The organism is Lacipirellulaceae bacterium (assembly GCA_040218535.1).
Taxonomy (GTDB): Bacteria; Planctomycetota; Planctomycetia; order Pirellulales; family Lacipirellulaceae; genus Adhaeretor.
Map to the genome: position 1 here is coordinate 1,830,594 of JAVJRG010000005.1, position 20,301 is coordinate 1,850,894.

Annotated in this window: 20 protein-coding genes and 1 pseudogene; 6 read left to right on the forward strand and 15 right to left on the reverse strand. The window is 55.1% G+C overall.

The genetic code is table 11. The features are described 5' to 3' along the window. Positions 1 to 20 precede the first annotated feature (20 nt). From atpC to RIB44_07540, 10 genes are all read right to left on the reverse strand, one after another. On the reverse strand, positions 21 to 419 hold the full coding sequence (atpC, locus tag RIB44_07495) for an ATP synthase F1 subunit epsilon (protein ID MEQ8616424.1): 399 nt from the start codon (positions 417 to 419) through the stop codon (positions 21 to 23). Between the two features lie 118 nt (positions 420 to 537). Next, positions 538 to 1,980 (reverse strand): F0F1 ATP synthase subunit beta, encoded by a 1,443-nt coding sequence (gene atpD, locus RIB44_07500; protein ID MEQ8616425.1) that lies wholly within the window; start codon positions 1,978 to 1,980, stop codon positions 538 to 540. Positions 1,981 to 2,035: 55 nt separating this feature from the next. Next, positions 2,036 to 2,917, reverse strand: a complete 882-nt coding sequence (gene atpG / locus RIB44_07505) for an ATP synthase F1 subunit gamma (GenBank protein ID MEQ8616426.1) — start codon at positions 2,915 to 2,917, stop codon at positions 2,036 to 2,038. A gap of 159 nt (positions 2,918 to 3,076) precedes the next feature. Continuing rightward, positions 3,077 to 4,618, reverse strand: a complete 1,542-nt coding sequence (gene atpA / locus RIB44_07510; GenBank protein MEQ8616427.1) for a F0F1 ATP synthase subunit alpha — start codon at positions 4,616 to 4,618, stop codon at positions 3,077 to 3,079. 58 nt (positions 4,619 to 4,676) lie between these two features. After that, positions 4,677 to 5,333 carry an ATP synthase F1 subunit delta gene (gene atpH, locus RIB44_07515; GenBank protein ID MEQ8616428.1) on the reverse strand — a complete coding sequence of 219 codons (657 nt, stop codon included), beginning with the start codon at positions 5,331 to 5,333 and terminating at the stop codon, positions 4,677 to 4,679. A gap of 56 nt (positions 5,334 to 5,389) precedes the next feature. Then, a complete protein-coding gene (gene atpF, locus RIB44_07520) occupies positions 5,390 to 6,082 on the reverse strand; it encodes a F0F1 ATP synthase subunit B (protein MEQ8616429.1) in 693 nt (230 codons plus the stop codon). Positions 6,083 to 6,136: 54 nt separating this feature from the next. Next, a complete protein-coding gene (gene atpE / locus RIB44_07525; GenBank protein MEQ8616430.1) occupies positions 6,137 to 6,442 on the reverse strand; it encodes an ATP synthase F0 subunit C in 306 nt (101 codons plus the stop codon). A 55-nt stretch (positions 6,443 to 6,497) separates the two neighbouring features. Beyond that, complete coding sequence (gene atpB / locus RIB44_07530; protein MEQ8616431.1) at positions 6,498 to 7,781, reverse strand: F0F1 ATP synthase subunit A; 1,284 nt, start codon at positions 7,779 to 7,781, stop codon at positions 6,498 to 6,500. 2 nt (positions 7,782 to 7,783) lie between these two features. Next, positions 7,784 to 8,221, reverse strand: coding sequence for a hypothetical protein (locus tag RIB44_07535; protein ID MEQ8616432.1), 438 nt, complete (start codon positions 8,219 to 8,221; stop codon positions 7,784 to 7,786). Positions 8,222 to 8,308: 87 nt separating this feature from the next. Next, positions 8,309 to 8,578: an AtpZ/AtpI family protein gene (locus tag RIB44_07540; protein ID MEQ8616433.1), complete on the reverse strand. Its 270-nt coding sequence runs from the start codon at positions 8,576 to 8,578 to the stop codon at positions 8,309 to 8,311. A 663-nt stretch (positions 8,579 to 9,241) separates the two neighbouring features. Here RIB44_07540 and RIB44_07545 point away from each other — a divergent pair. Together RIB44_07545 and larE are read left to right on the forward strand one after the other, a co-directional pair. Further along, the gene (locus tag RIB44_07545; protein MEQ8616434.1) at positions 9,242 to 10,297 is read left to right on the forward strand and encodes a DUF4912 domain-containing protein; all 1,056 of its coding nucleotides are present in this window, start codon (positions 9,242 to 9,244) and stop codon (positions 10,295 to 10,297) included. Between the two features lie 49 nt (positions 10,298 to 10,346). Beyond that, positions 10,347 to 11,198, forward strand: a complete 852-nt coding sequence (larE, locus tag RIB44_07550) for an ATP-dependent sacrificial sulfur transferase LarE (GenBank protein ID MEQ8616435.1) — start codon at positions 10,347 to 10,349, stop codon at positions 11,196 to 11,198. 41 nt (positions 11,199 to 11,239) lie between these two features. Here the strand turns inward: larE and RIB44_07555 are convergent, their stop codons facing one another. The 4 genes and pseudogenes from RIB44_07555 to RIB44_07570 all read right to left on the reverse strand — a co-directional run bounded on the left by RIB44_07555 (position 11,240) and on the right by RIB44_07570 (position 15,948). Continuing rightward, a complete protein-coding gene (locus tag RIB44_07555) occupies positions 11,240 to 11,827 on the reverse strand; it encodes a hypothetical protein (GenBank protein ID MEQ8616436.1) in 588 nt (195 codons plus the stop codon). Between the two features lie 568 nt (positions 11,828 to 12,395). Further along, positions 12,396 to 12,569, reverse strand: a pseudogene (locus RIB44_07560) (DUF1559 domain-containing protein). Positions 12,570 to 13,043: 474 nt separating this feature from the next. After that, positions 13,044 to 14,963 carry a sodium/solute symporter gene (locus tag RIB44_07565; protein MEQ8616437.1) on the reverse strand — a complete coding sequence of 640 codons (1,920 nt, stop codon included), beginning with the start codon at positions 14,961 to 14,963 and terminating at the stop codon, positions 13,044 to 13,046. 268 nt (positions 14,964 to 15,231) lie between these two features. After that, the gene (locus RIB44_07570; protein ID MEQ8616438.1) at positions 15,232 to 15,948 is read right to left on the reverse strand and encodes a hypothetical protein; all 717 of its coding nucleotides are present in this window, start codon (positions 15,946 to 15,948) and stop codon (positions 15,232 to 15,234) included. 290 nt (positions 15,949 to 16,238) lie between these two features. Between RIB44_07570 and RIB44_07575 the strand changes: the two genes are divergently transcribed. From RIB44_07575 to thiO, 3 genes are read left to right on the forward strand one after another with little or no spacing between them, the layout of a single operon-like run. Then, positions 16,239 to 16,472: a glutaredoxin family protein gene (locus RIB44_07575; GenBank protein ID MEQ8616439.1), complete on the forward strand. Its 234-nt coding sequence runs from the start codon at positions 16,239 to 16,241 to the stop codon at positions 16,470 to 16,472. Then, on the forward strand, positions 16,469 to 17,125 hold the full coding sequence (locus RIB44_07580) for a TIGR04282 family arsenosugar biosynthesis glycosyltransferase (GenBank protein MEQ8616440.1): 657 nt from the start codon (positions 16,469 to 16,471) through the stop codon (positions 17,123 to 17,125). The genes RIB44_07575 and RIB44_07580 overlap by 4 nt, the downstream gene beginning before the upstream one ends. A gap of 56 nt (positions 17,126 to 17,181) precedes the next feature. Next, positions 17,182 to 18,315 carry a glycine oxidase ThiO gene (thiO, locus tag RIB44_07585; GenBank protein ID MEQ8616441.1) on the forward strand — a complete coding sequence of 378 codons (1,134 nt, stop codon included), beginning with the start codon at positions 17,182 to 17,184 and terminating at the stop codon, positions 18,313 to 18,315. Here the strand turns inward: thiO and RIB44_07590 are convergent. Beyond that, the gene (locus tag RIB44_07590) at positions 18,288 to 18,854 is read right to left on the reverse strand and encodes a hypothetical protein (protein ID MEQ8616442.1); all 567 of its coding nucleotides are present in this window, start codon (positions 18,852 to 18,854) and stop codon (positions 18,288 to 18,290) included. The genes thiO and RIB44_07590 overlap by 28 nt on opposite strands. Before the next feature lie 172 nt (positions 18,855 to 19,026). Between RIB44_07590 and RIB44_07595 the strand changes: the two genes are divergently transcribed. Beyond that, on the forward strand, positions 19,027 to 20,301 hold the full coding sequence (locus tag RIB44_07595) for a lactate racemase domain-containing protein (GenBank protein ID MEQ8616443.1): 1,275 nt from the start codon (positions 19,027 to 19,029) through the stop codon (positions 20,299 to 20,301).

Below are 20,301 nucleotides of genomic sequence, written 5' to 3' on the forward strand. Positions count from 1 at the left end.
CTCATCGGCTTAGCCGCCTGCTAATTCCGCTTCGCCACACGAAGCTGCGCTCGCAGTTGAGCCAGCGACTTCTCACGAAGCGCCAGTTGCTCGTCTCCCGCGGTCCGAGTGCTCACGGCCGTTGAGATCTCTTGCTGGAGCTCGCCAGCATCAAGCTTGGCAGGCAGCTTCGCCTGGTTGGTAAGAACGGAAACAAGGTTGTCCGCGATCTGAACAAAGCCGCCGTCGACGTAAAAACGCTTCTCGCCTTCGGTAGTGCGGATACGCAGCTCGCCGTAACCGAGCCGTCCAATCATGGGGGCATGATGACGTGCGACGCCCATCTCCCCGTCGAAAAGTGGCAGCGAAACGAAGTCGGCCTCGGTTTCGAGAACCGTTTCTTCGGGGGTAACGACAACGCAGCGGAGATTGTTGGCCATGTCTGTTCTGTTTCTCGTTATGCAACCCGTGGGCTGACGCCTCACGGCTCTTAAGCTGACAATTCCAACCCTAATGACCTAAAACCTAATCCCCTAACAACCTAACAACCTAAGCTCGCTACTTCTGGCTCTTCTTCCACTGTTCTTCGGCTTGCTCAATCGGGCCGACGTACATGAAGGCATCCTCAGAGAGGTGATCCCACTTGCCGTCGCAAATTTCTTCGAAGCTGCGAATCGTGTCGTCGAGCGAGGTGATTTCACCTGGTTTGCCGGTGAATACTTCCGCCACGAGGAACGGTTGCGAGAGGAATCGTTCGATACGACGGGCACGGTGGACGATCATCTTGTCGTCTTCGCTTAGCTCGTCGACACCAAGAATCGCGATGATGTCCTGCAGTTCGCGGTAACGCTGCAAGGTCGTCTGTACCCTACGAGCACAGTTGTAATGGCGTTCACCCACATACTGCGGATCGAGAATACGGCTCGATGAAGCGAGCGGATCGACCGCAGGATAAATACCCTTTTCAGAAATTGAACGTTCCAAGTAAAGGAACGCGTCCAACTGACCAAACGCTGTCGCCGGGGCGGGGTCGGTCGGATCGTCCGCAGGCACATAGACAGCCTGTACCGAGGTGATCGCACCGTTCTTCGTCGAAGCGATTCGTTCTTGGAGGGCACCCATCTCGCTCGCTAACGTCGGCTGATAACCCACGGCAGATGGCATACGACCCAAGAGAGCTGACACCTCCGAGCCCGCTTGGGAGAAGCGGAAAATGTTATCGACGAACAACAATGTGTCCGCACCCGTCTTATCACGGAAGTATTCGGCCATCGTCAAAGCGGACAGAGCCACGCGGAGACGCGACCCAGGTGGTTCGTTCATCTGGCCAAACACCATGCAGGTTTGGTCAATAACGCTTTTGCCCGTGTCACCGATCTTGGCTTCCTGCATTTCCAACCAGAGGTCCGTTCCCTCGCGCGTCCTCTCACCGACGCCAGCAAACACGGAATAACCACCGTGGGCACTCGCAATACGAGCGATCAGCTCGGTGAGAATAACGGTCTTCCCCAGACCCGCACCACCAAACAGACCGGCCTTACCACCACGCACAAACGGCGTGAGCAAGTCGACCACTTTGATGCCGGTTTCGAAGAGCTCAGTCTTGGTTGAAAGATCTTCCAACGGCGGAGCTTCACGGTGAATTGGCCAATGCTCTTCCGCGGCCACTTCGCCACGGCCATCGACTGCGTCACCGATCACGTTGAACACACGGCCGAGCGTCGCTTCACCAACGGGTACTGTCACAGGCTTACCGGTGTCGATGCACTCCTGCCCGCGGATTAGACCATCAGTCGAACCCAAAGCAACGCAGCGAACGCGACCGCCACCCAATTGTTGCTGCACCTCACCGGTAAGGCTGATCTTCACACCCTTGGTTTCCGAATCGACTTTCACCGCGTTATAGATCGCGGGAAGGCTATCTTCGGCGAATTCGACATCGAAAGTCGAGCCGATAACCTGCGTGATGTGTCCGACGTTGTTTGCTGTTGCAGTTGACATAAGAATTTCAGTAACAGGGTTCGTGGTCTTGTTTCAATTGGTGTCAGAACTAGGATCAATTGAGCGCTTCGACGCCACCAATCAAATCCATCAGTTCCGAGGTAATTTGCCCCTGACGGGCACGGTTGTATTGCATACTGAGCGACTTGATCAGCTCGCCAGCGTTTTCGGTAGCACTCTTCATTGCGACCATCCGAGCGATCTGTTCGCTCACGGCCGAGTCGAGGAAGCACTTAAACAGCTTGACTTTGAAGCTGGTCGGGACGACTTCCTCGAGGATACTCTCAGGCGAGGGTAGGAATTCGTACTGCGACTGCCCGCCTGCCTCTTCTCCCTCACTGTCGTCATCACCGATTGATCCGAGGGGAAGTAAGGTTTCAACCGCGACTTCCTGACGGGCGATCGAATTGAACTTCATGTAGACGACATCCAGCCGATCCAACTCCCCAAGCGTGTAGGCTTCGAGGTACCGATTTGCAATGACGTCAACCTCGGCAAAGGTCGGCTTGTCTTCAAAATGCGTGAACGACTCGTCGGGTTGATGGCCGCGGAACTCAAATCCACTGATGCCTCGTTTACCGGCAACTTCCAGGGTGCAATTCGGGACCTCAGCCTGAATCTCTTTCCACCGATTCAATCCGGCACGAGTCAGATTGCCGTTAAAACCACCGCACAAACCACGATTGGCCGTCAACACCAAGAGCTTGCCGTTGGTCACCTCTTCACGCTTCTCAAGTAGCGGGTGACTTACTTCTAGTCCCGTCTTGGTGAGGTCACGGACAAGCTGTGTGATTTGGTTCGTGTAAGCCGTCGCTGCGGCAGCGCGGTCCATCGCTTTCTTGAATCGCGCTGTGGCGATCAACTCCATCGTCCGCGTGATCTTGCGGATGTTCCGGATCGACTTGCGTCGTTTATCAAGTGCTCTGGAATTTGCCATTGCTGAGTAAAACTGTTCTTTCGAGCAGCCGCGAGCTAACAGCTCGCCGGAATGTGCTCTAGTAACTCAATTGGTTCTTCGTAATCGACAGTGGTAATTTAATCTCTCGTTGTTCACCGGCGACCTGTTAGGTCGCGGCTGCCTATTTCCAAGAAATCATTACGCGGTGGCGGCGACTTCCTCTTCGTCGGGGACAAAGTCGTGTTGTGCTTCAAACTCTTTCAACGCTGTTTCGAGTTGTTCAGCAACATCATCTTTCAAGTCGCCTGACTCCTCGATTGCTTTGCCAATCTCAGGCTTCTGATCCTTCATGAAAGTCAGGAACTTGTCTTCCCATTCAGCAATCCGATCAACAGGCACCTTATCAAGATGTCCCTTGGTACCCGCATAGATCACAAACACCTGATCGATCACGTCGAGCGGCGCGTACTGGCCTTGCTTCAGCAGCTCAACCATGCGGTAGCCGCGATCCAGGCGTGCCTGCGTGGCCGGATCGAGATCGGTACCAAGCTGAGCAAACGCTTCAAGTTCACGGAACGAAGCCAAGTCGAGACGCAAACCACCGGCGACCTTCTTCATCGCCTTAATTTGAGCAGCACCACCGACACGCGAAACCGAAATACCAGCGTTCATCGCCGGCTTAATACCCGCGAAGAACAAGTCCGGTTGCAGATAAATCTGTCCGTCGGTAATCGAAATCACGTTGGTCGGAATGTAGGCGGAAACCTCACCCTCAAGCGTTTCGATGATTGGCAGTGAAGTAATCGAACCGCCGCCAAGCTCGTCACTTAGCTTCGCGGAACGTTCCAACAAACGACTGTGACAGTAGAACACGTCACCGGGGAATGCTTCACGTCCCGGCGGACGACGCATCAACAACGAGAGTTGTCGATAGGCGACCGCCTGCTTGGAGAGATCATCGTAAACCACCAAAGCGTGGCCGCCATTGAACATGTACTCTTCAGCCATAGCCGTACCGGCATAAGGAGCGACGTACTGCAGAGGAGCAGGGTCACTCGCCCCGGCGACAATCACCGTGGTGTAGTCCATGGCACCCGCTTCGCGAAGCTGCTCAACGACGCCAGCCACAGTCGATTCCTTCTGACCGACGGCCACGTAGAAGCACTTCACGCCCGAATCGCGCTGGTTGATGATCGCGTCGATAGCAATGGCCGTCTTGCCGGTCTTGCGGTCACCAATGATCAGTTCACGTTGGCCGCGACCAATCGGGGTCATCGCATCGACGGCTTTGATCCCAGTTTGCAATGGCTCGCCCACGGGCTGCCGCTCGGCAACACCTGTGGCGATCACTTCCACGTCGCGACGGTTGTTGGTGACGATCGGTCCTTTGCCATCGAGAGGATTGCCCAGCGGATCGACCACACGGCCAAGCAGTTCATCACCCACGGGCACTGAAAGCAGTTTGCCGGTCGAGCGGACTTCGTCGCCCTCGTTGATCTCGAGGTAGTCACCAAGAATGATGATACCGACCGAGTTTTCTTCCAGGTTAAACGCCAAGCCGATCGTTCCGTTGGCGAACTCGACCATTTCACCGGCCATCACACCGGAAAGGCCGTACACCTGGGCGATACCGTCACCCACTTCCAAAACGCGACCGACTTCGCGGACGTCGATTTGAGCGGAGTAGTTTTCGATCTCTTTTTGAATGACCGAGGCGATTTCGTCGCTATTGAATTTCATTTTCGTTCGTGACTAGTAACTGGTTGCTTGTGACTAGTGAATTTACGTTTTCGTTGATCTAGCCTTCTGTCGGCGGAGCCGCGGCACGATCAATAAATTGTTCAGGGTGTTGCTGGATCGCCTCGATGGCATGTTCGACCATGCCTTGCCGTGAGTTCTCCAGCCGCGTACGGGCAGAAGCGTCGTAGACTTTGTCGCCGACGCGAACAACGAATCCTGCCAGTAGTTCGGGGTTGATTCGTGTCTCCACATGGGGGTCCGCGCCGAGCACTTTGCCTAAGGAAGCGAGGATCTCTCCCTGTAAAGCATCATCAATCGGCTGGGGAATTTCTAACTCGACTCGCACTCGACCTGAACGCTCTTCCCACATCTCATAGGCACTACGAGCGACTTCGCGAATCATGCCGAGCCGACCATGCTTCGTCATCACCTTCAGCAGGTTTAACAAAGCATTGGAAGCTCGCCCTCCAAAGACGCGATCTAGCAACTCCAACTTTTCGTCCTGCGAAATCAATTCCGAGCGGAAGACCTCTTCCATCTCCGAGTGTTTCTCAAGGATATCGGTGACGATGCTTGATAATTCCTCGGCCAGCGAGCCTTGCGACGACAGATCACCAGCGGCATCCAAACCCGCCTGGGCGTAGACCTTGCCAAGGCGTTCGGCATCAACGTCGAACACATTGTCATGCTTAGGTTGGTCAGACAGGTCTGCCATAGGTGACTATCAATCAGTAAGAGGACAATCCTTTAAGGACGAACGGCTATCGCTTCCTAGTTGTTGCTGGGAAGCTGAGCCAACGATTCGCGAACCAACGTGGCCTGCGTGTCGGGCGAGATATTCTGACGAATTACCTTCCCCGCCATTTGAATCGCCAAGTTCGCACTGTGCTCCGCCATATTTTTCATCGCGTGATCCGCGGCAATCTCGATTTCGCGAATTCCGCGTTGCTGCTCTTGCTCTGCAGCTGCGCGAGCTTCCGAGACGATCTGCTCCTTGGTTGCTTCCGCATCGCGGCGAGCTTCCTCAAGCATGCCACGGACTTCGTCGGCCGCACTCGCCAGCTTCGCTTCGTGCTCAGCAAGCAAACGTTTCGCTTCCTCGTGCTTGCCTTCGGCAGCCGCAATCTGACCCTCAATATGCTTCTCACGTTCCACGAGGGCCGAACTAATCTTCGGCCACGCGGCTTTCGCGAGAATCGCTAACAAGAGCCAGAAAACGATGAAGGTGTAAACAGCAAGCTGGGTACTCCATTCCGCTGGGCTATCCATTCCGGCGGCGGCGTTGGCATGGCCTGGGTCGTGATGACCACCACCGTGGCCTCCACCATGCGCTTTCTCATCGCCGCCAGCCTCCGACAATGCCGGACCATCGCCGGCATCCTCAGCATGAACAACCGAGGTGGTCAGCGAAGCCAACAACACCAGCGAAAACAGCGGGCTTAAACCCAAAATGAACTTGCTCATCTTTCACCTCAAGGAACCTTCGAAATCGACGCTGCAATCAGTGCGAGTGACGAATTAACCTGCTGCCCATGGGTTTTGCTGAGAGCAGATAAACAGAGCGTAGAAGGTGAAACCTTCGATAAGAGCTGCCGCAATAATCATGGCTGTCTGAATGCTACCTGCAACCTCAGGCTGGCGAGCCATGCTCTCAAGCGCTGAGCTAGCAAGCTTGCCAATGCCCATTGCCGCACCAAGCGTTACAACGCCTGCGCCGATGGCACCTGAAAAACTGATCGAAGAACCGTCAGCCGCGGCGGCTGGCGAGGCCAGGATCACTACCGCGAACAGACTCCAGACAAAAATCTTAGCTACCTTAGTCACGAAACGAACTCCTTATAAAACTTGAGCTACTCCCACTCTCGCCTGCGAACGTGCGTCAGTGATGATGCACGGCTGAGCCGATGAAGAGGGCGGACAAAAATGTAAAAACGTAGGCCTGCAAAAAGGCTACGAACAATTCGAGCAAACTAAATAACGCGGATCCCACAATGGAGATGACCGCGGTGATCGTAAAGTTATCTGAGCCCGCCCTAGCGGCAGCCACGGCCAATCCCATGATCGCCAAGAGCACCAAGTGGCCCGCAACCATGTTGGCAACCAACCGGATACCCAGCACCAAGTGCTTAATCAGCAAGCCCAGCACCTCAATGGCAAACAGCATCGGCTTGATGAGGTATCCGAGCGGGAACGGTAGGTCCATCGATGGCACTTGATTCTTCCAAAAGCCGACAACACCGAACCTCAGTGAACCAGCGACCAGAACGGTAGCGAACGTGACAAGGGCCATGCCAACAGTCACGCTAAAGCTACCAGTTGGTGCTCCCAACCAGGGCAGCATCCCGAGCAAATTACACCCAAGAACGAACAAGAAAATCGTCCACAGCAGCGGCACGAAACGATCGGCATCGTGCTTTCCGATCGCAGGACGCGCGACCTCATCACGAATGAATAGCAAGAAGGTTTCAAACAGATTCCACAACTTGCCGTGAGCAGGCCGACCATTCTCAACCTTCTTTGCCAGCTTGTTGAATGCCCACAGGATCCCTGCAGCAACCAACAGCATCAGAATCATGAACTTCGAGATTCCGAAGCCTGACTCAACCTGATAATTGTTCTGCAGTTTGGCGAACGGCTGAGGAATGAGGATCTTGCCATGCAGGCTGTCGTTGTACTCGCGAATCTTCTCGGCTGACCAAGCGGGCGTTTCCTCATAATACGCTTCAAGGTCTTCAGCCTGGGCCTTCGCAACTCGCCAATCCTCTCGCATGACGTTAGCTGAAGTCTCTCGCTCACGCCACTGCTCAGCCGACTCCTCTTCCTTGGTCAGTTGCTGAGCATATTTGCCAAGTGCCATTTGTTTCTGGAACCAGCCTTGGCTCTCGGCTTCTTCGAGAAAGCGGTCGAACGGCTTGCCGAAGTTGCTGTTTTCGTGACGCCAATGGTCGAAGTCTGACTTGAGCGAGTCAAAGGCCGGAAGGTCTTCGAGCCCCTTCAACTCCTTCAGCGACTCATACTGCCGTTCGGCTTCCCAATCTTGGTAGTCTTCATCGTTGCGGACGAAGTGGCTCGGCAGCTCTTCGCGCTTCGAACGTTCCGATCGCCACAGTCCGTTGGGCACCTCGAAGTAGAAGCTGTCTTTGATGTGCAACAGGTCGGACATGACTAGGTGGCAGCTCCGTTCGCTACATTATCTGATGATCGCTTGTCTTCGCCCGTCCCGGATTGTTCTCCCGACTGAGCTCGCCTGATGATCCCAACCAGCAATGGCGTTTCGATAAGCAAACCGGCCAAGAAGAACACCAGGAGCAGATTGGCGAAACCCGCCTCAGCCAAACGACCCGAGGAGCCAGGCACAATGAAGAGGGACGCGAGCGGCAGCCCCATTCGGACGAGCATGCCGCCCATGAGAGCATTCAATCGTGCGTGATGATTAGGCGCCAGGGCAGCGACTAAGAGGCCGAAGCCACAAGCGACCCAAACAATCAAGGCCGCTAAGCCGCAAGACAGATAAGCGTCGTTGCCATATTTTGGCACAGCGAACCAAGCCGCTATTGCGGCGACGACCGCTAACGAAGCACTTAGAATCAAAAGTGGTTTCAAGAAACCTGACACTGAACTCGCTAAAGCGCCCGGAAGGGCCTTTGCCTTATGGTGGGGACTCTCTGGTCTTGTCTGCTGACCTATTAACTAAGCCTTATCTTCACGAGAATCGGTCGGGTTCTCGCGATTGTGTTTTTGCCTTCTCAGTTCCGCCTGCTTCGTCTGAGCGATCAGGTAGGCCATGCCAGCAATCAAGCCTCCAGCGAAGCCAATCAGAACCAGAAAGCTGGTCCCTAACTTGCCGTCCAACCACTGCCCAGCAAGGCCCGGCAAAACCATGAGCATGGCTGCCGCAAAGATTCGACTCACCCACTGCATGGCCGCGGCCATGGGCTGCTCGGGATCGGGAGAAGCCATACCGCCTTCCTCAGCAAGTCTGATCGAGCCTCAATTCCTGCAGAGCTCTGACTCACAAACTCTTTCGCTGCAGAGACTTAGGAAACCGGCCGAGCATCAACAAGCCTCGAACAGTCGTTGGCCGGTGTGAGGCGATTTCCTCGTAAATCTCTACGTGACAGCAATTTATTTCGATCTTAATTTAGTGTCAACGGCCCGAACCCCGAATTTGTGATTTTTTTCACAAAGTCTGTCTTTTCACCCTAAGTATTTACTTAATATTGACTTACGTCATATCAGCATGCCTCCGGGTGAATAGCCTCGACAGCGACACGTTAGCTCATGACAGACTATCGTAAATCGAACACAGGGATACCAACGTAAACTGCTTGAATTAAACGACTTACGTCTACTCACTTTGATGCAACCGTTGATATTTCGAGGCATATCGATTACGCTAGTGTTACTACTGGGGCAACTTCTGATAGGCGGCCATTAAGAATAGGCACTTTCTATTCGCACAGCCGGCTCTCCTAAGAGCTGATCAGGAGCCGTCCACGCTACTCAAAACGCCCACCTGCCTGGAACAATTCCAAGCAGCCAAGGTGTTCTCTGGCCACGGCTGGCCGCAACAAAGACTGTTTGCCAGACCTCTTAGCTTTACTCCATTCGCCGGCCACCGCTATGACAGCCTCCAAACTTCGTTCGTACACTGCCAAAGACCTTGCGCAAATGGCGCGGGAAAAAGGGGTATCCGGTTGGCATTCGATGCGTAAGGAACAACTTGTTAAAGCACTGATCCAGCAGAGCAAGAAACGTTCTCGTAACGGGGCAGCCAAGTCTAATATCAATGGCAAGGCCAGCCCAACCAGCGCGAAGACCCTTCGCAAAATCAACCAACTGCAGCAAAAGCTCGCCTCGATCAAGAATCTTGCCGCCTCCAGCGAGTCGAAGACGGTTGAACGAGATCGACTCGTTGTGATGGTCCGCGATCCCTACTGGCTTCACGCCTATTGGGAGCTCGGGCAGAAAAGCATTGATCGCGCCCAAGCCGCCATGGGGCAGCACTGGCACAGCGCTACTCCCGTGCTTCGCTTGCTCACGATCGACAGGGAAGGGCACGCCCAGCTTGAACGCGACATCGAGATCCACGGAGGCGTCCAGAACTGGTACCTCGACGTTCAAGACCCGCCCAATAGCTATCGCCTTGAAATCGGCTACCTGGCAGCGGATGAAAGCTTTCATTGCCTTGCCCGCAGCAACGAGGTTTCCACCCCACCTGCGGGGACAAGCGACGCGGTCGATAACAACTGGGCCGATGTCGCTGAGAAGGCAGATCGCATCTTCGCCATGAGCGGCGGTTACACGCCTGAAGGGGCCAGTCGAGAACTTCAAGAGATCCTCGAAGAACGCCTGCAGCGGCCACTCGGCACACCGATGAAGACGAAGTTCGGTAGCGGAGCTGCCGGAAGAGAACAGAGCAATTTGCAGTTTGCCGTCGATGCTGAAGCAATCGTCTACGGAGCGGCAGATCGCAACTCTCATGTGACGCTCAAAGGCGAGCCCGTCCCGCTTCGGGAAGACGGCACTTTCACCGTCCGCATTAGCATGCCCGATCGCCGTCAGGTGATTCCCGTGGTGGCTAGTTCCGCCGACGGGGCCGAACAGCAAACAATCATTCTGGCCATCGAGCGCAATACGAAGGTCATGGAAAAGATCGTTCGAGACGTGACGGGCTAAATAGCTAGCCGCGATAGACCATCTTCCCCATTTGGATTCCAATGGAAGGATGAGCGGTACTCCTTTCTCAATTCCTGAAGTTGACAGCCGACTAGTCGCCTCGCTCGCAAAGCTAGAAAGCTGCGTCGTAGCTTTCTCCGGTGGTGTCGACAGTGCGGTTGTTGCGAAGGCAGCTAAACTGGCCCTTGGCGACCGCGCACTTGCCGTGACTGGCACCAGTGTCAGCCTTGCCGAGGGGGAGCTCGACATAGCCCGGCGGGTTGCTTCGTCTATTGGCATTCGCCACGAGGTCATCCGCACCGACGAGCTGGCCGACGATTCTTATTTGGCGAACAATCCTGACCGCTGCTTCCATTGCAAGACGGAACTGTACGGTATCTTAAGTCGTTATGCTTCCGATCATGGCTACATTCATGTCGTCGCTGGAGCTAACTTCGACGATCTGGGTGACTTCCGTCCCGGCTTGCAAGCGGCCTCCAACCACGGCGTGATGAATCCACTAGCCGAGTGCCAAATCACCAAGCCGCAGGTCCGCGAATTAGCAAAAGCTTGGGACCTTGAGGTTTGGGACAAACCGGCGACCCCCTGTCTTTCCAGCCGTGTGGTCTATGGGCTGGAGATTACCCCCGAACGGCTTTCCCGCATTGATGCCGCAGAGCGAATCCTGCGTGAGTTGGGGCTCACAACCGTGCGAGTCCGCTGCCATCAGGACGAACTCGCTCGCCTGGAAGTTCCACTCGCTGAACTGCCACATCTTTGTGAGGAAAACGTACGCACGAAGCTGGTCGCGGGGTTCCGCGCGTTAGGCTTCGGTTACGTGACGGTCGACTTAGAGGGGTTTCGCTCGGGGAGCTTTCAGCAGTTGGTACCTTTGGAAGAGCTGCAAGCTTCGCGGGCGTAGTGATCATTTGGCACCCGAGAGCTTATGCTTCTCGGCTCTGATTATCTTCCACCGCGAGGGCCTCGGCCGAAGAAACCGCGTGGGCCAACGGGGTCGAGTCCTCGCTCTTCGCGACGTTGGTTGAACATCGTGATGACCGTTTCGAACTTGGCACGTTGATCTGGGGTCGTTCGTTCGAGCATCCCCTTCATGCGAGCTTCCATCTGCTCGGGCGTGCGCGGTGCACGCTCGCCGCCCGGGCCTCCAGGGCCACCGCCATTGGCTCCTCTTTCGCTACGGCGTGCCTCTTGCTCGTCAATACGCTTGTCCATTTCGGTCCTCTGCTCCTCGGGCGAGAGCGCGAGGAACGTGTCCATGCGTGCTTCCATCATCTTCATCATCATGGGCATCATGCGTTCGCGAAATTGTTGACGTTGCTCATCATTGAGGTTCGCATCTCGCATCCGCTCGAAGAACGCACGGCCTGCATCGCGTTGCTTTTCCTCAGGAGCTTCAACAATCTTCTTCGCTTCTTGCTCGAGTTCCGCCACCTTCGGGTCAACACTCTCGCCACCGAAGAGGCCGAAGGCCCAACTTGCGAAGAGTACGCAGACGATCATGGCGGTTAAGCCAACGACATTCTTGTTCATGGTTTGTTTCCCAAAAGTAGGATCGTAGCCACGCTCGCCAGAGCGTGGTTGCACGGGGAGTATAAGGGTCCATCGCGAAAACCTCCACCGTCTGGCGACGGTGGCTACTCTGCTCGTTGAGCGCGATGCAAGCACCCGCGGCGAAACGGGAGGGTTAGCTTCCTTCAGGTAATACTACCGCATCAACGTGGCCATCGAGGTAGACGTAGTTTCTTGAGCCGTCCTGACCGCTAGGGCCGTGGAAGGAATTTAAGTCGTAAACAATCCAAACTCGACCAGAGCCAAGTTGCCCGATGCGGGAGTCGAGCACCTCAGGCCGCGACTTGCCGGCGAGCATCAGCGACGGGTACTCGTAACTCAGGCCTTCGCGCTCGTGATAGGTGAAATACGAATCGTCGTCGGTGGTCTCGGTCGTGTCCGGGTCGAAATAGTCGCTCGGACAAATGAAGATCTCGCGGTTATTTTCGCAGTAGGGTCCCAGCACTTCGTAGAGGGCGGGAAGGTTCAGGGGGTTGAGGGTCTTGGGGAGCTTGGCCGCTTCGGGGAACTTGCCGCGTTCGCCCTTGGCATCAAGGTACTGCGTCATTGCCAAGCCGATTTGCTGGAGGTGCGCTTTGCACTGCGTCCGGCGAGCCGCCTCACGAGCCGACTGAACGGCGGGCAGAAGTAGGCCGATGAGCACGCCGACGATGGCGATCACCACCAACAGTTCGACCAGCGTGAAGGCACGATTGCGCTTCATAGTAGGCTCTTCTCCAAGACATTTCAGGGAAAGTACGATCTAGTAACAACCCCTCGCGAAACGCGAAGTTTCGGCGAAGTTGAAAATATTCTGAGGCGTGCCTTACGAGGCGCGCCAGGGCTATGTCCTCAATACTGGCTATTCGTACTTTTGCTTTTGCACGAAAACACGCTTCGACAGTGCAAAAGCCCAGCCCGTCACATCGCCGCTTGTGCTACAAAATCAAGCCCTCTCTGCACTTACGTTATGTGCTCGACAACAGGGTATCCGACTTTTGCTTTGCAGAAGTCGGAGGTCGTGGCAGCAGCCGTCAGCGAGGAACAAAGACAACACGGCCATGCGAAAAACATTTTACCTGATTTCGAGGCCCAAAATCCAATGGAAAACCTGCGTCGGGGCTCCGAGCGAGCCCAACACAGCAATATCGTACTCGCGGGCTAGAGCGAGGAATTAACTTGCGGGAGTAGAGTGTGGCTACCAGAAGATTCCGTAGAGAATCAGCGTCAGGATCACCACGACGATGCCGCAGGTTTTGGCTCCCGAGGACGGCTCTAGCGAGATGGCCGTGTTAACGGGCATTTCCTTGGGCTCGTTCAAAGGGTTCATCATAGTCATCAAGCCCATCACTCCCAAGTTGCAGAAGAAGGCGACCGCCATGCGATCGAGAAACGCCATGTCAGGGAAGGCGAACGCCAAAGCACCGTAGAGGAAGGGGTTGATCAGCAGGCCGACGACGCCGGCCATGGCTGGGGCTCGCTTCACGAGGATTCCGAAGACGAACACTGCCAAGATGCCCGGGGAGATGTAACCCTGAAACTCTTGGATGTAGTTGAAAATTCCGCGGAAACGAGGGTCACCCAGTACGGGGGAAATCAAGCAGCCAATCACTGTGAATAGCACGACGCACATCCGGCCTACGCCTACCAGCGACGATTGCGAAGCGTCGCGGTTGATGAACTTGCTGAAGATGTCCATCGTGAAAATGGTCGAAGCTGAATTGAGCATTGAGGCCAGCGAGCTCATCACTGCGCCGAGAATCGCAGCGAGCATAAAGCCGCGGAGGCCTTCAGGGGTCAGCTTCTTGATCAGCAGGCCGAACGCGGAATCGTACTTGTAACCGATGAGCTTGCTCTCGGCTTTGATTTTGACCTCAGCAGCGGCAAGAGCTTTCAAGTTGGCGTCATTCAACTCCGCTAGTTCCGTCACTTCGGCATCCGCATCGATCTGCTTGACTCCTTCGGTGTCCGAGTACTTATCTGCGACGAACGCAGCCAAATTGCGGGCGACTTCGGGGCTTTGCTCGGCAAAATCAGCGTCGAAGGGGAATACTTTCCCATCAGCAGGGCTGCCGTCGTTGAAAGCTTCGAGAATCTTTGCATTGTCTTTCTCTGCCTCAGCCACCATATCTTGGCTGTAAACGTTGAAGGCAATCAGACCCGGAACCACAATGATGAAAGGGATAATCAGCTTCAAAGCCGCAGCGAAAACAACACCCTTTTGACCCTCACCCAGCGAGTGAGCTCCCAGGGTTCGCTGCGTGATATATTGATTTAGACCCCAGTAATAGAAGTTGGGTATCCACAGCCCCAGGACCAAAGCTGTCCACGGAATGTCTTGATTCTCCCGAGGCAGCACCATGTGCAGCTTATTACTGTTGAGCGCGAAGAACTTCGTCAGTCCTGTCGACTCGTCTGTCAGATTCTCAGAAGCAATCGCTTCCTCTCCTAGCGTGGTGGAAAGCTGATCAACCGGCGTTTCGCCTAGAGTCCGCAGAGCGAGGACAACGACGATGAAGCCGCCGAGAATGAGCGCTGACCCTTGCAGCAGATCGGCCCACGCACAGGCTTTCAAACCGCCGAAAGCCACATACATGGCAGCCAGCACACCGATGATCCAAGAAGCACTGACAACGTTGATTTCGACGCCAAGTAGTTTTTGACCTGCAAAGAGTGTGTCGCAGACCAAGGCTCCCGAGTAGATCACCGCGGGAATGGTCACGGCCACATAAATGACCATCGTGAAGCCGGCCATCAGTGTGCGTGAGAGCTTGTTGTAACGGTACTCAAGAAACTCAGGGATTGTGTAGATGCCCGAGCGCAAGAACATCGGCAAGAACACAAACGCAACGACCACGAGCGTTACCGCCGCCATCCATTCATAACTGGCAATCGCGAGGCCCAGCGAGCCTGCTGCCTGGCCGGACATGCCGACGAATTGTTCGGTTGAAATGTTCGCGGCAATCAACGAGAAACCGATGACCCACCACTTCAATCCGCGACCGGCCAGGAAGTAATCCTCGCTGGACTTCTCACCCCGTCCCATGAAGAAGCCAACACCCAGCACGGCGGCAATAAAAGCGAAGAAGACAGTCAAGTCGAGCGGCGAAAGCACCATAGAAAGCGATCCTCAAACCTAAAATTGATTTGGCCTTAGTTCGGTTGGCAAGCCGCTGAGATGAGCCCATCCGCCTGGTTGACTCTTGAAGGAGATCGGAGTCGAGCGACTTTTGAAGCTGCATGATAATCACAGCGGCGACCGAACGCTAGCAGTGGAAAGCTGTTAGGGAAACGCGGAGTTTGCCGGAGTGCAAAGAAGAACCCCTACCTTGCGCTAGGGGCTAGAGGTTTGAAGCTTCCCAAGGCTTACTTTGGGATCTCAACTCCTAAACCTTGTGATGCCGTTTGCGGATCGGCTTTTGGCGACGGGCGGCGGCTCCGCCGGTGGCTCGGTAGCCGTGTTCGATGGCGAACCACTCAGCGAATTGCTCTCGCTCGAGGTACGATGTGTTGCGATCGTCTACCAAGTGGCCCAGTTCGTGGATCAGGATGTTGTTGAGGTAGAAATCCCGAACCGTGTCCTCGGTCCAAGTTAGTCGCCACACCCCCGTTTCGGGGCAATCCCAGCGACCGCCGTACATCTTGGCTTCATTGATCACCTGAGGAGCGGGTGGGCTGTAGAAATGCTCTTCGAGCGATTCCTCCAGTGGGTAGAGGTAAATTGTTGTGCCCCACTGTAGCCCGTAGCAGGGGAAACTCTGCTTCTTGCGAGTCATGCCGCTGATTTGCACGACATCGAGTTCCTTAACGAAGTGCTGCGGCACCTGCGACAGGCGATCACGGATTTCTTCGGGAGTCACCACATGTCGATAGCCCCAGCCAGGGTCTTGAACGACCGTTTTGTAAGTGCCATCGCGTTTCGATTCTTCGCGCGGTTCGTACCAATTCTCTGGCGGGCTGAATGGTTCGGCAAAGTCTCGGTTGAGTGTGCTTGAGTGTGTGCGACGTGCTTGACGCGGACGACGATCAGCGCGATCGAAGGTCCGACCCTTTGCTTGTCGTATCGCGTACTTCTGCGCGTTGTTTTTTGCGTTTCTTGTCATCGTCGCACTCCTCTTAAGTTGTTATTAAGGAAGAACTTGCTACGTTTATAGTGAGGCGACCAGCCTTTCGATCGAGGTCGTCCCCAAGGCGGTATATCCATCGTAGGCAGGTGGCCAGCGGGGCTCCAAACAGAACTCCTAAGTCCCGTCGGGAGCCCAACTTAACGCCCCAGGAGAAACCCCACCAAAGAGGGGTTCGGCGGGTATTGAGGGCGGTTCTGCAGCAGGCCGCGACAGGTGCTTTGAGAGCGAAATCAGGAGTCAGCAGACAAGGCGAGAACCATACCTTGATGAACCAGATCAATTTCTATACACGCAAGGGCTGCCACCTTTGCGACGAAGCGCTGTCGACGCTCCTAGATCACGGCGTCGAGCCGGAGACGATTGATATCGACGAGCAACCAGAGCTTTTCGAAAAGTTCAACACGTGCGTGCCCGTTGTCGAAATCGACGGCAAGGTGCGTTTTCGTGGTCGTGTTGATGAAGTGCTGCTTCGTCGTCTGCTGCATGCGGAGAGAAAATGAGAAAGGACTACGCGAATTGCTGTCTGGGATTGTTTGCCAAGCATTGGACTCCAGGAAAGGTCAAAACCCGACTAGGGGCTTTGGTTGGAATGGAGCGTGCTGCTCATCAGTATCGCTGCTTCGTAGAGACAACAATTGCTCGATTAAATGGGCTTCCCATCGACAAGACTCTGGTTTACACCCCGGGACACGAGAGGCTTGTTTTTGAAGAGATTTCGTCCGGATGGCAGCTCCTTTATCAAGGAGAAGGTGACCTCGGAGTTCGCATGCGTCGGTTCTTCCACGAGCATCTAACGGCCAACTATCACCGGATCATTTTGTTGGGAACCGATAGTCCCAACGTACCGCTCGATTACATTGAGCAGGCTTTCGAGTTGCTCAAGGAGCACGATGCCGTGTTTGGTCCTACTGAAGATGGCGGTTACTACCTCATTGGACTAAGCCGGCCTGCGGATCGGTTATTTGAAAGTATCCCTTGGAGCACTGGAGAAGTTTGGTCAGTCACGCAGTCGCGACTGAAGGAAGAGGGCATTCCCTTCGCAACCGTGCCTAGTTGGTATGATGTGGATACCGAGTCAGACTTTAACCGCTTGCGTGATGATCTTAGGCACAGTGAAGAATCGGAATTGAGAGAACTATCGAGCAAACTTTAGGGAACGCCCTGCGTGGCGTTCTCTAAAGCGGCAGATTCTCAACTGAATCGAATTTCATGTTAGCAGTCAATCAATACGACGTGGCCATCGTAGGCGGAGGGGTGATCGGGCTTTCGATTGCTTGGGAGCTGTCGCGTCGTGGGCAGAAGGTCTGCGTCATCGAACGCGACCAGCCTGGCAGGGCCGCGTCTTGGGCGGGGGCGGGGATGATTCCTGCGGGACCGGTCGAAGAGTTCTGGCGGGTGGCGACACCGCTGGAACGCCTAGCCGGCCTCAGTCAGCGTCTGCATCGCGAGTGGCATGAGAGGTTGCTCGACGAAACAGGCATCGACAACGGTTACCTGGCAAGCGGAAGCATCTATCTGCCCTGCAATTCGGCTAGCCTTGCCGACAAACATCGCCGCTTGCTGGAGTTAGGAGTAAAAGTCGAAGCACTTGAGTGGCCCGATGCTCACGATGTGGAACCGGCATTGGCACCTGCTGATTCTGCTTTTCTGCTGCCTGGGGAATCACAGATTCGTAATCCTCGGCATCTTCGTGCTCTAGTCGCTGCCTGTGATCGGAATGGTGTGCGTATTTTTGCTGGCCAAGCGGTGACCGCCTGCGGTGAAAACGACAAGCGGATGGTCAGCGTAGAGACAAAGAACGGTCCTATTTCTGCTGAGCAATTCTGCATCACGGCGGGGAGTTGGTCGGGGGTACTTGCTGCTCAACTTGGGTTTGAGCTCCCAGTATTTCCAGTCAGGGGGCAGATCGCTTTATTGCATGGCGAGCGGGGAATTCTCAAGCGAATCATTAACGTTGGGCCTCGGTACTTGGTTCCTAGAAGCGATGGGCGAATCCTCGTCGGTTCGACGATGGAAGAGGTTGGGTTTGATACGCAGACGGATGACGAGGCGATTGCCGATCTGCTAGAATTCGCCGCCCAAGTTGCCCCGCCACTTGCTCACCTTACCGTGGAAAAAACTTGGGCAGGCCTCCGCCCGGCCACGCCCGATCGACTACCTCTACTGGGAAGATTGAGCGAGTTCTCCAATGTCTGGATCGCTACCGGGCACTTTCGAGCGGGACTACAGCTAAGCACCGGGACTGCTGTCTTGATGGCTGACGCGATTTCAGGTGTGGAGCCGAAGCTTTCGCTTGAACCGTTCGCTCCAGATCGTCAGAGCTTACGCTGCGAAGCTTTGTGACCTTCATTCGCATGCCGCCAAGCGTGGCGGGTGATCGAGCCAAAGCTGTAAGCCATAAAAGCAAGCCATGCCCCAAATACGCCGCACGAGACAGCGCCCAAGGCTAGCCCAGGCCACGTGACCTCGTCCCCCAAAGCGGTCGCCAGCCCCCATGCTCCAAGGAGCGTACCGACCGCCCCGCCGATACCCGTGACGATGTACTTCCACCGGACAACATGGTCGCGGTAGGCGAGCGGGGTGGTTTCGACTTCCGAACTGACGATCTGACCTTGCGAGTCGCGAAAAGAGGGTCGCTGGCTGTCCTCAACGCTGGGCGTGCGGGAAGTGCTACTTAGCCGATTGCCGACAACCGTTCCAAAAACGTGTGCAAAGATGAGCAGAGCCCCCATTCCAATGACGCCCGGCCAATATCCGTCGGTCTTTACCAGAAGTGCCAGCAACACGGACAGGATGGCCATCACCGTCAGCATCTGTCTAAGACCGAAGCGCAACAGCGGCTCGGGAGACGACTCATCGGGTTGCGATTGGCTGACTTTCATGGACTGTGACACTACTAAATAAGCCGACACAGGTAATGGCTACTCGCTCAGGCATTATCAAACGACTGTTCGCGTTGGACAAGCACTGAGAACTCCTGCCACAACCACAGTCCGTGGAGTAGAATAAAGCGTCAGTCATTCTATTCCCAAGGTGCCAACTGATTTCCTCTCTATGGCTTTGCTGCTAGCTACCGGATCTCCGACAACGGAATTAACTGACGATCAGCTTCGTGCTGCACTTGAAGAGGTCTACGAGAAGCTTGGCCCAAAGGAACGTGTGTTTGCCGTTCCCCCCGACTATTCTCGCTACGCCAGCAGGGCAGGGCGGTTGACGGAGATGACCTGGGAGCATTACGGCGAGAAACTCATCGACGTGATGCCAGCGGTTGGCACGCATAAAGAAATGAGCGAGAAGCAGCGGCTGAAGATGTTCGGCGAGACTCCCAAGTCGCTCTTTCGTTATCACAATTGGCGTACCGACATTGACACCGTGGGGACCGTCCCTTCGGAGTACGTGTCCGAAGTGACGGAAGGGATCTACACGTATCCCTGGCCGGCTCAGCTCAATAAGCGGATCAACTCGGGGGAGCATGACCTCATTCTCTCCATCGGCCAAGTAGTGCCGCATGAAGTGATCGGGATGGCCAATTACAACAAGAATATTTTTGTTGGAACTGGCGGAGTTCGCGGGATCAACGAGAGTCACTACATCGGCGCGGCCTACGGTATGGAACGGATCATGGGCCGCGGCGATACGCCACTGCGTCGCATTCTGAATTTCGCCCAGGACAACTTTTGTCAGCATCTTCCACTCGTCTATGTGCTGACGGTGATCGGGCCGAACGATCAGGGTGAATCCGTTGTGCGTGGACTCTTCGTGGGAGACGATGTCGAGTGTTTTGAACGCGCGTGCGAGCTTTCGCGCGAAGTAAACCTCGAGCAACTCGACAAGCCGTTTGAAAAAGTCGTCGTAAATTTGAACGCGGAGAAGTTCGAGAGCACCTGGTTAGGCAACAAAGCGATCTATCGGACGCGGATGGCGATTGCCGATGGTGGAGAGCTCATCATTCTCGCCCCCGGTGTGAGCATGTTCGGCGAAGATGACGATATTGATCGCTTGATTCGAAAATACGGCTATCGGACAACACCCGAGATTTTGGACTTTGTTGCCAAGAATGAAGTACTGCGGGAGAACCTTTCAGCCGCGGCTCACTTGATTCACGGCTCGACTGAGAACCGCTTCAAAGTGACCTACTGCACCGGAGAATTGTCTCAGGCGGAGGTCGAGAGTGTTGGCTACGAGTACGGCGAGCTGCGAGAGTACCAAGATCGATACCAGCCGACAGGCATCAGCAACGGCTATCACAAGACAGACGATGGCGAGCAGTATTATTACATCGACGACCCGGCAATGGGGCTTTGGTCGTACGAGGGAGACAAGTCTTGA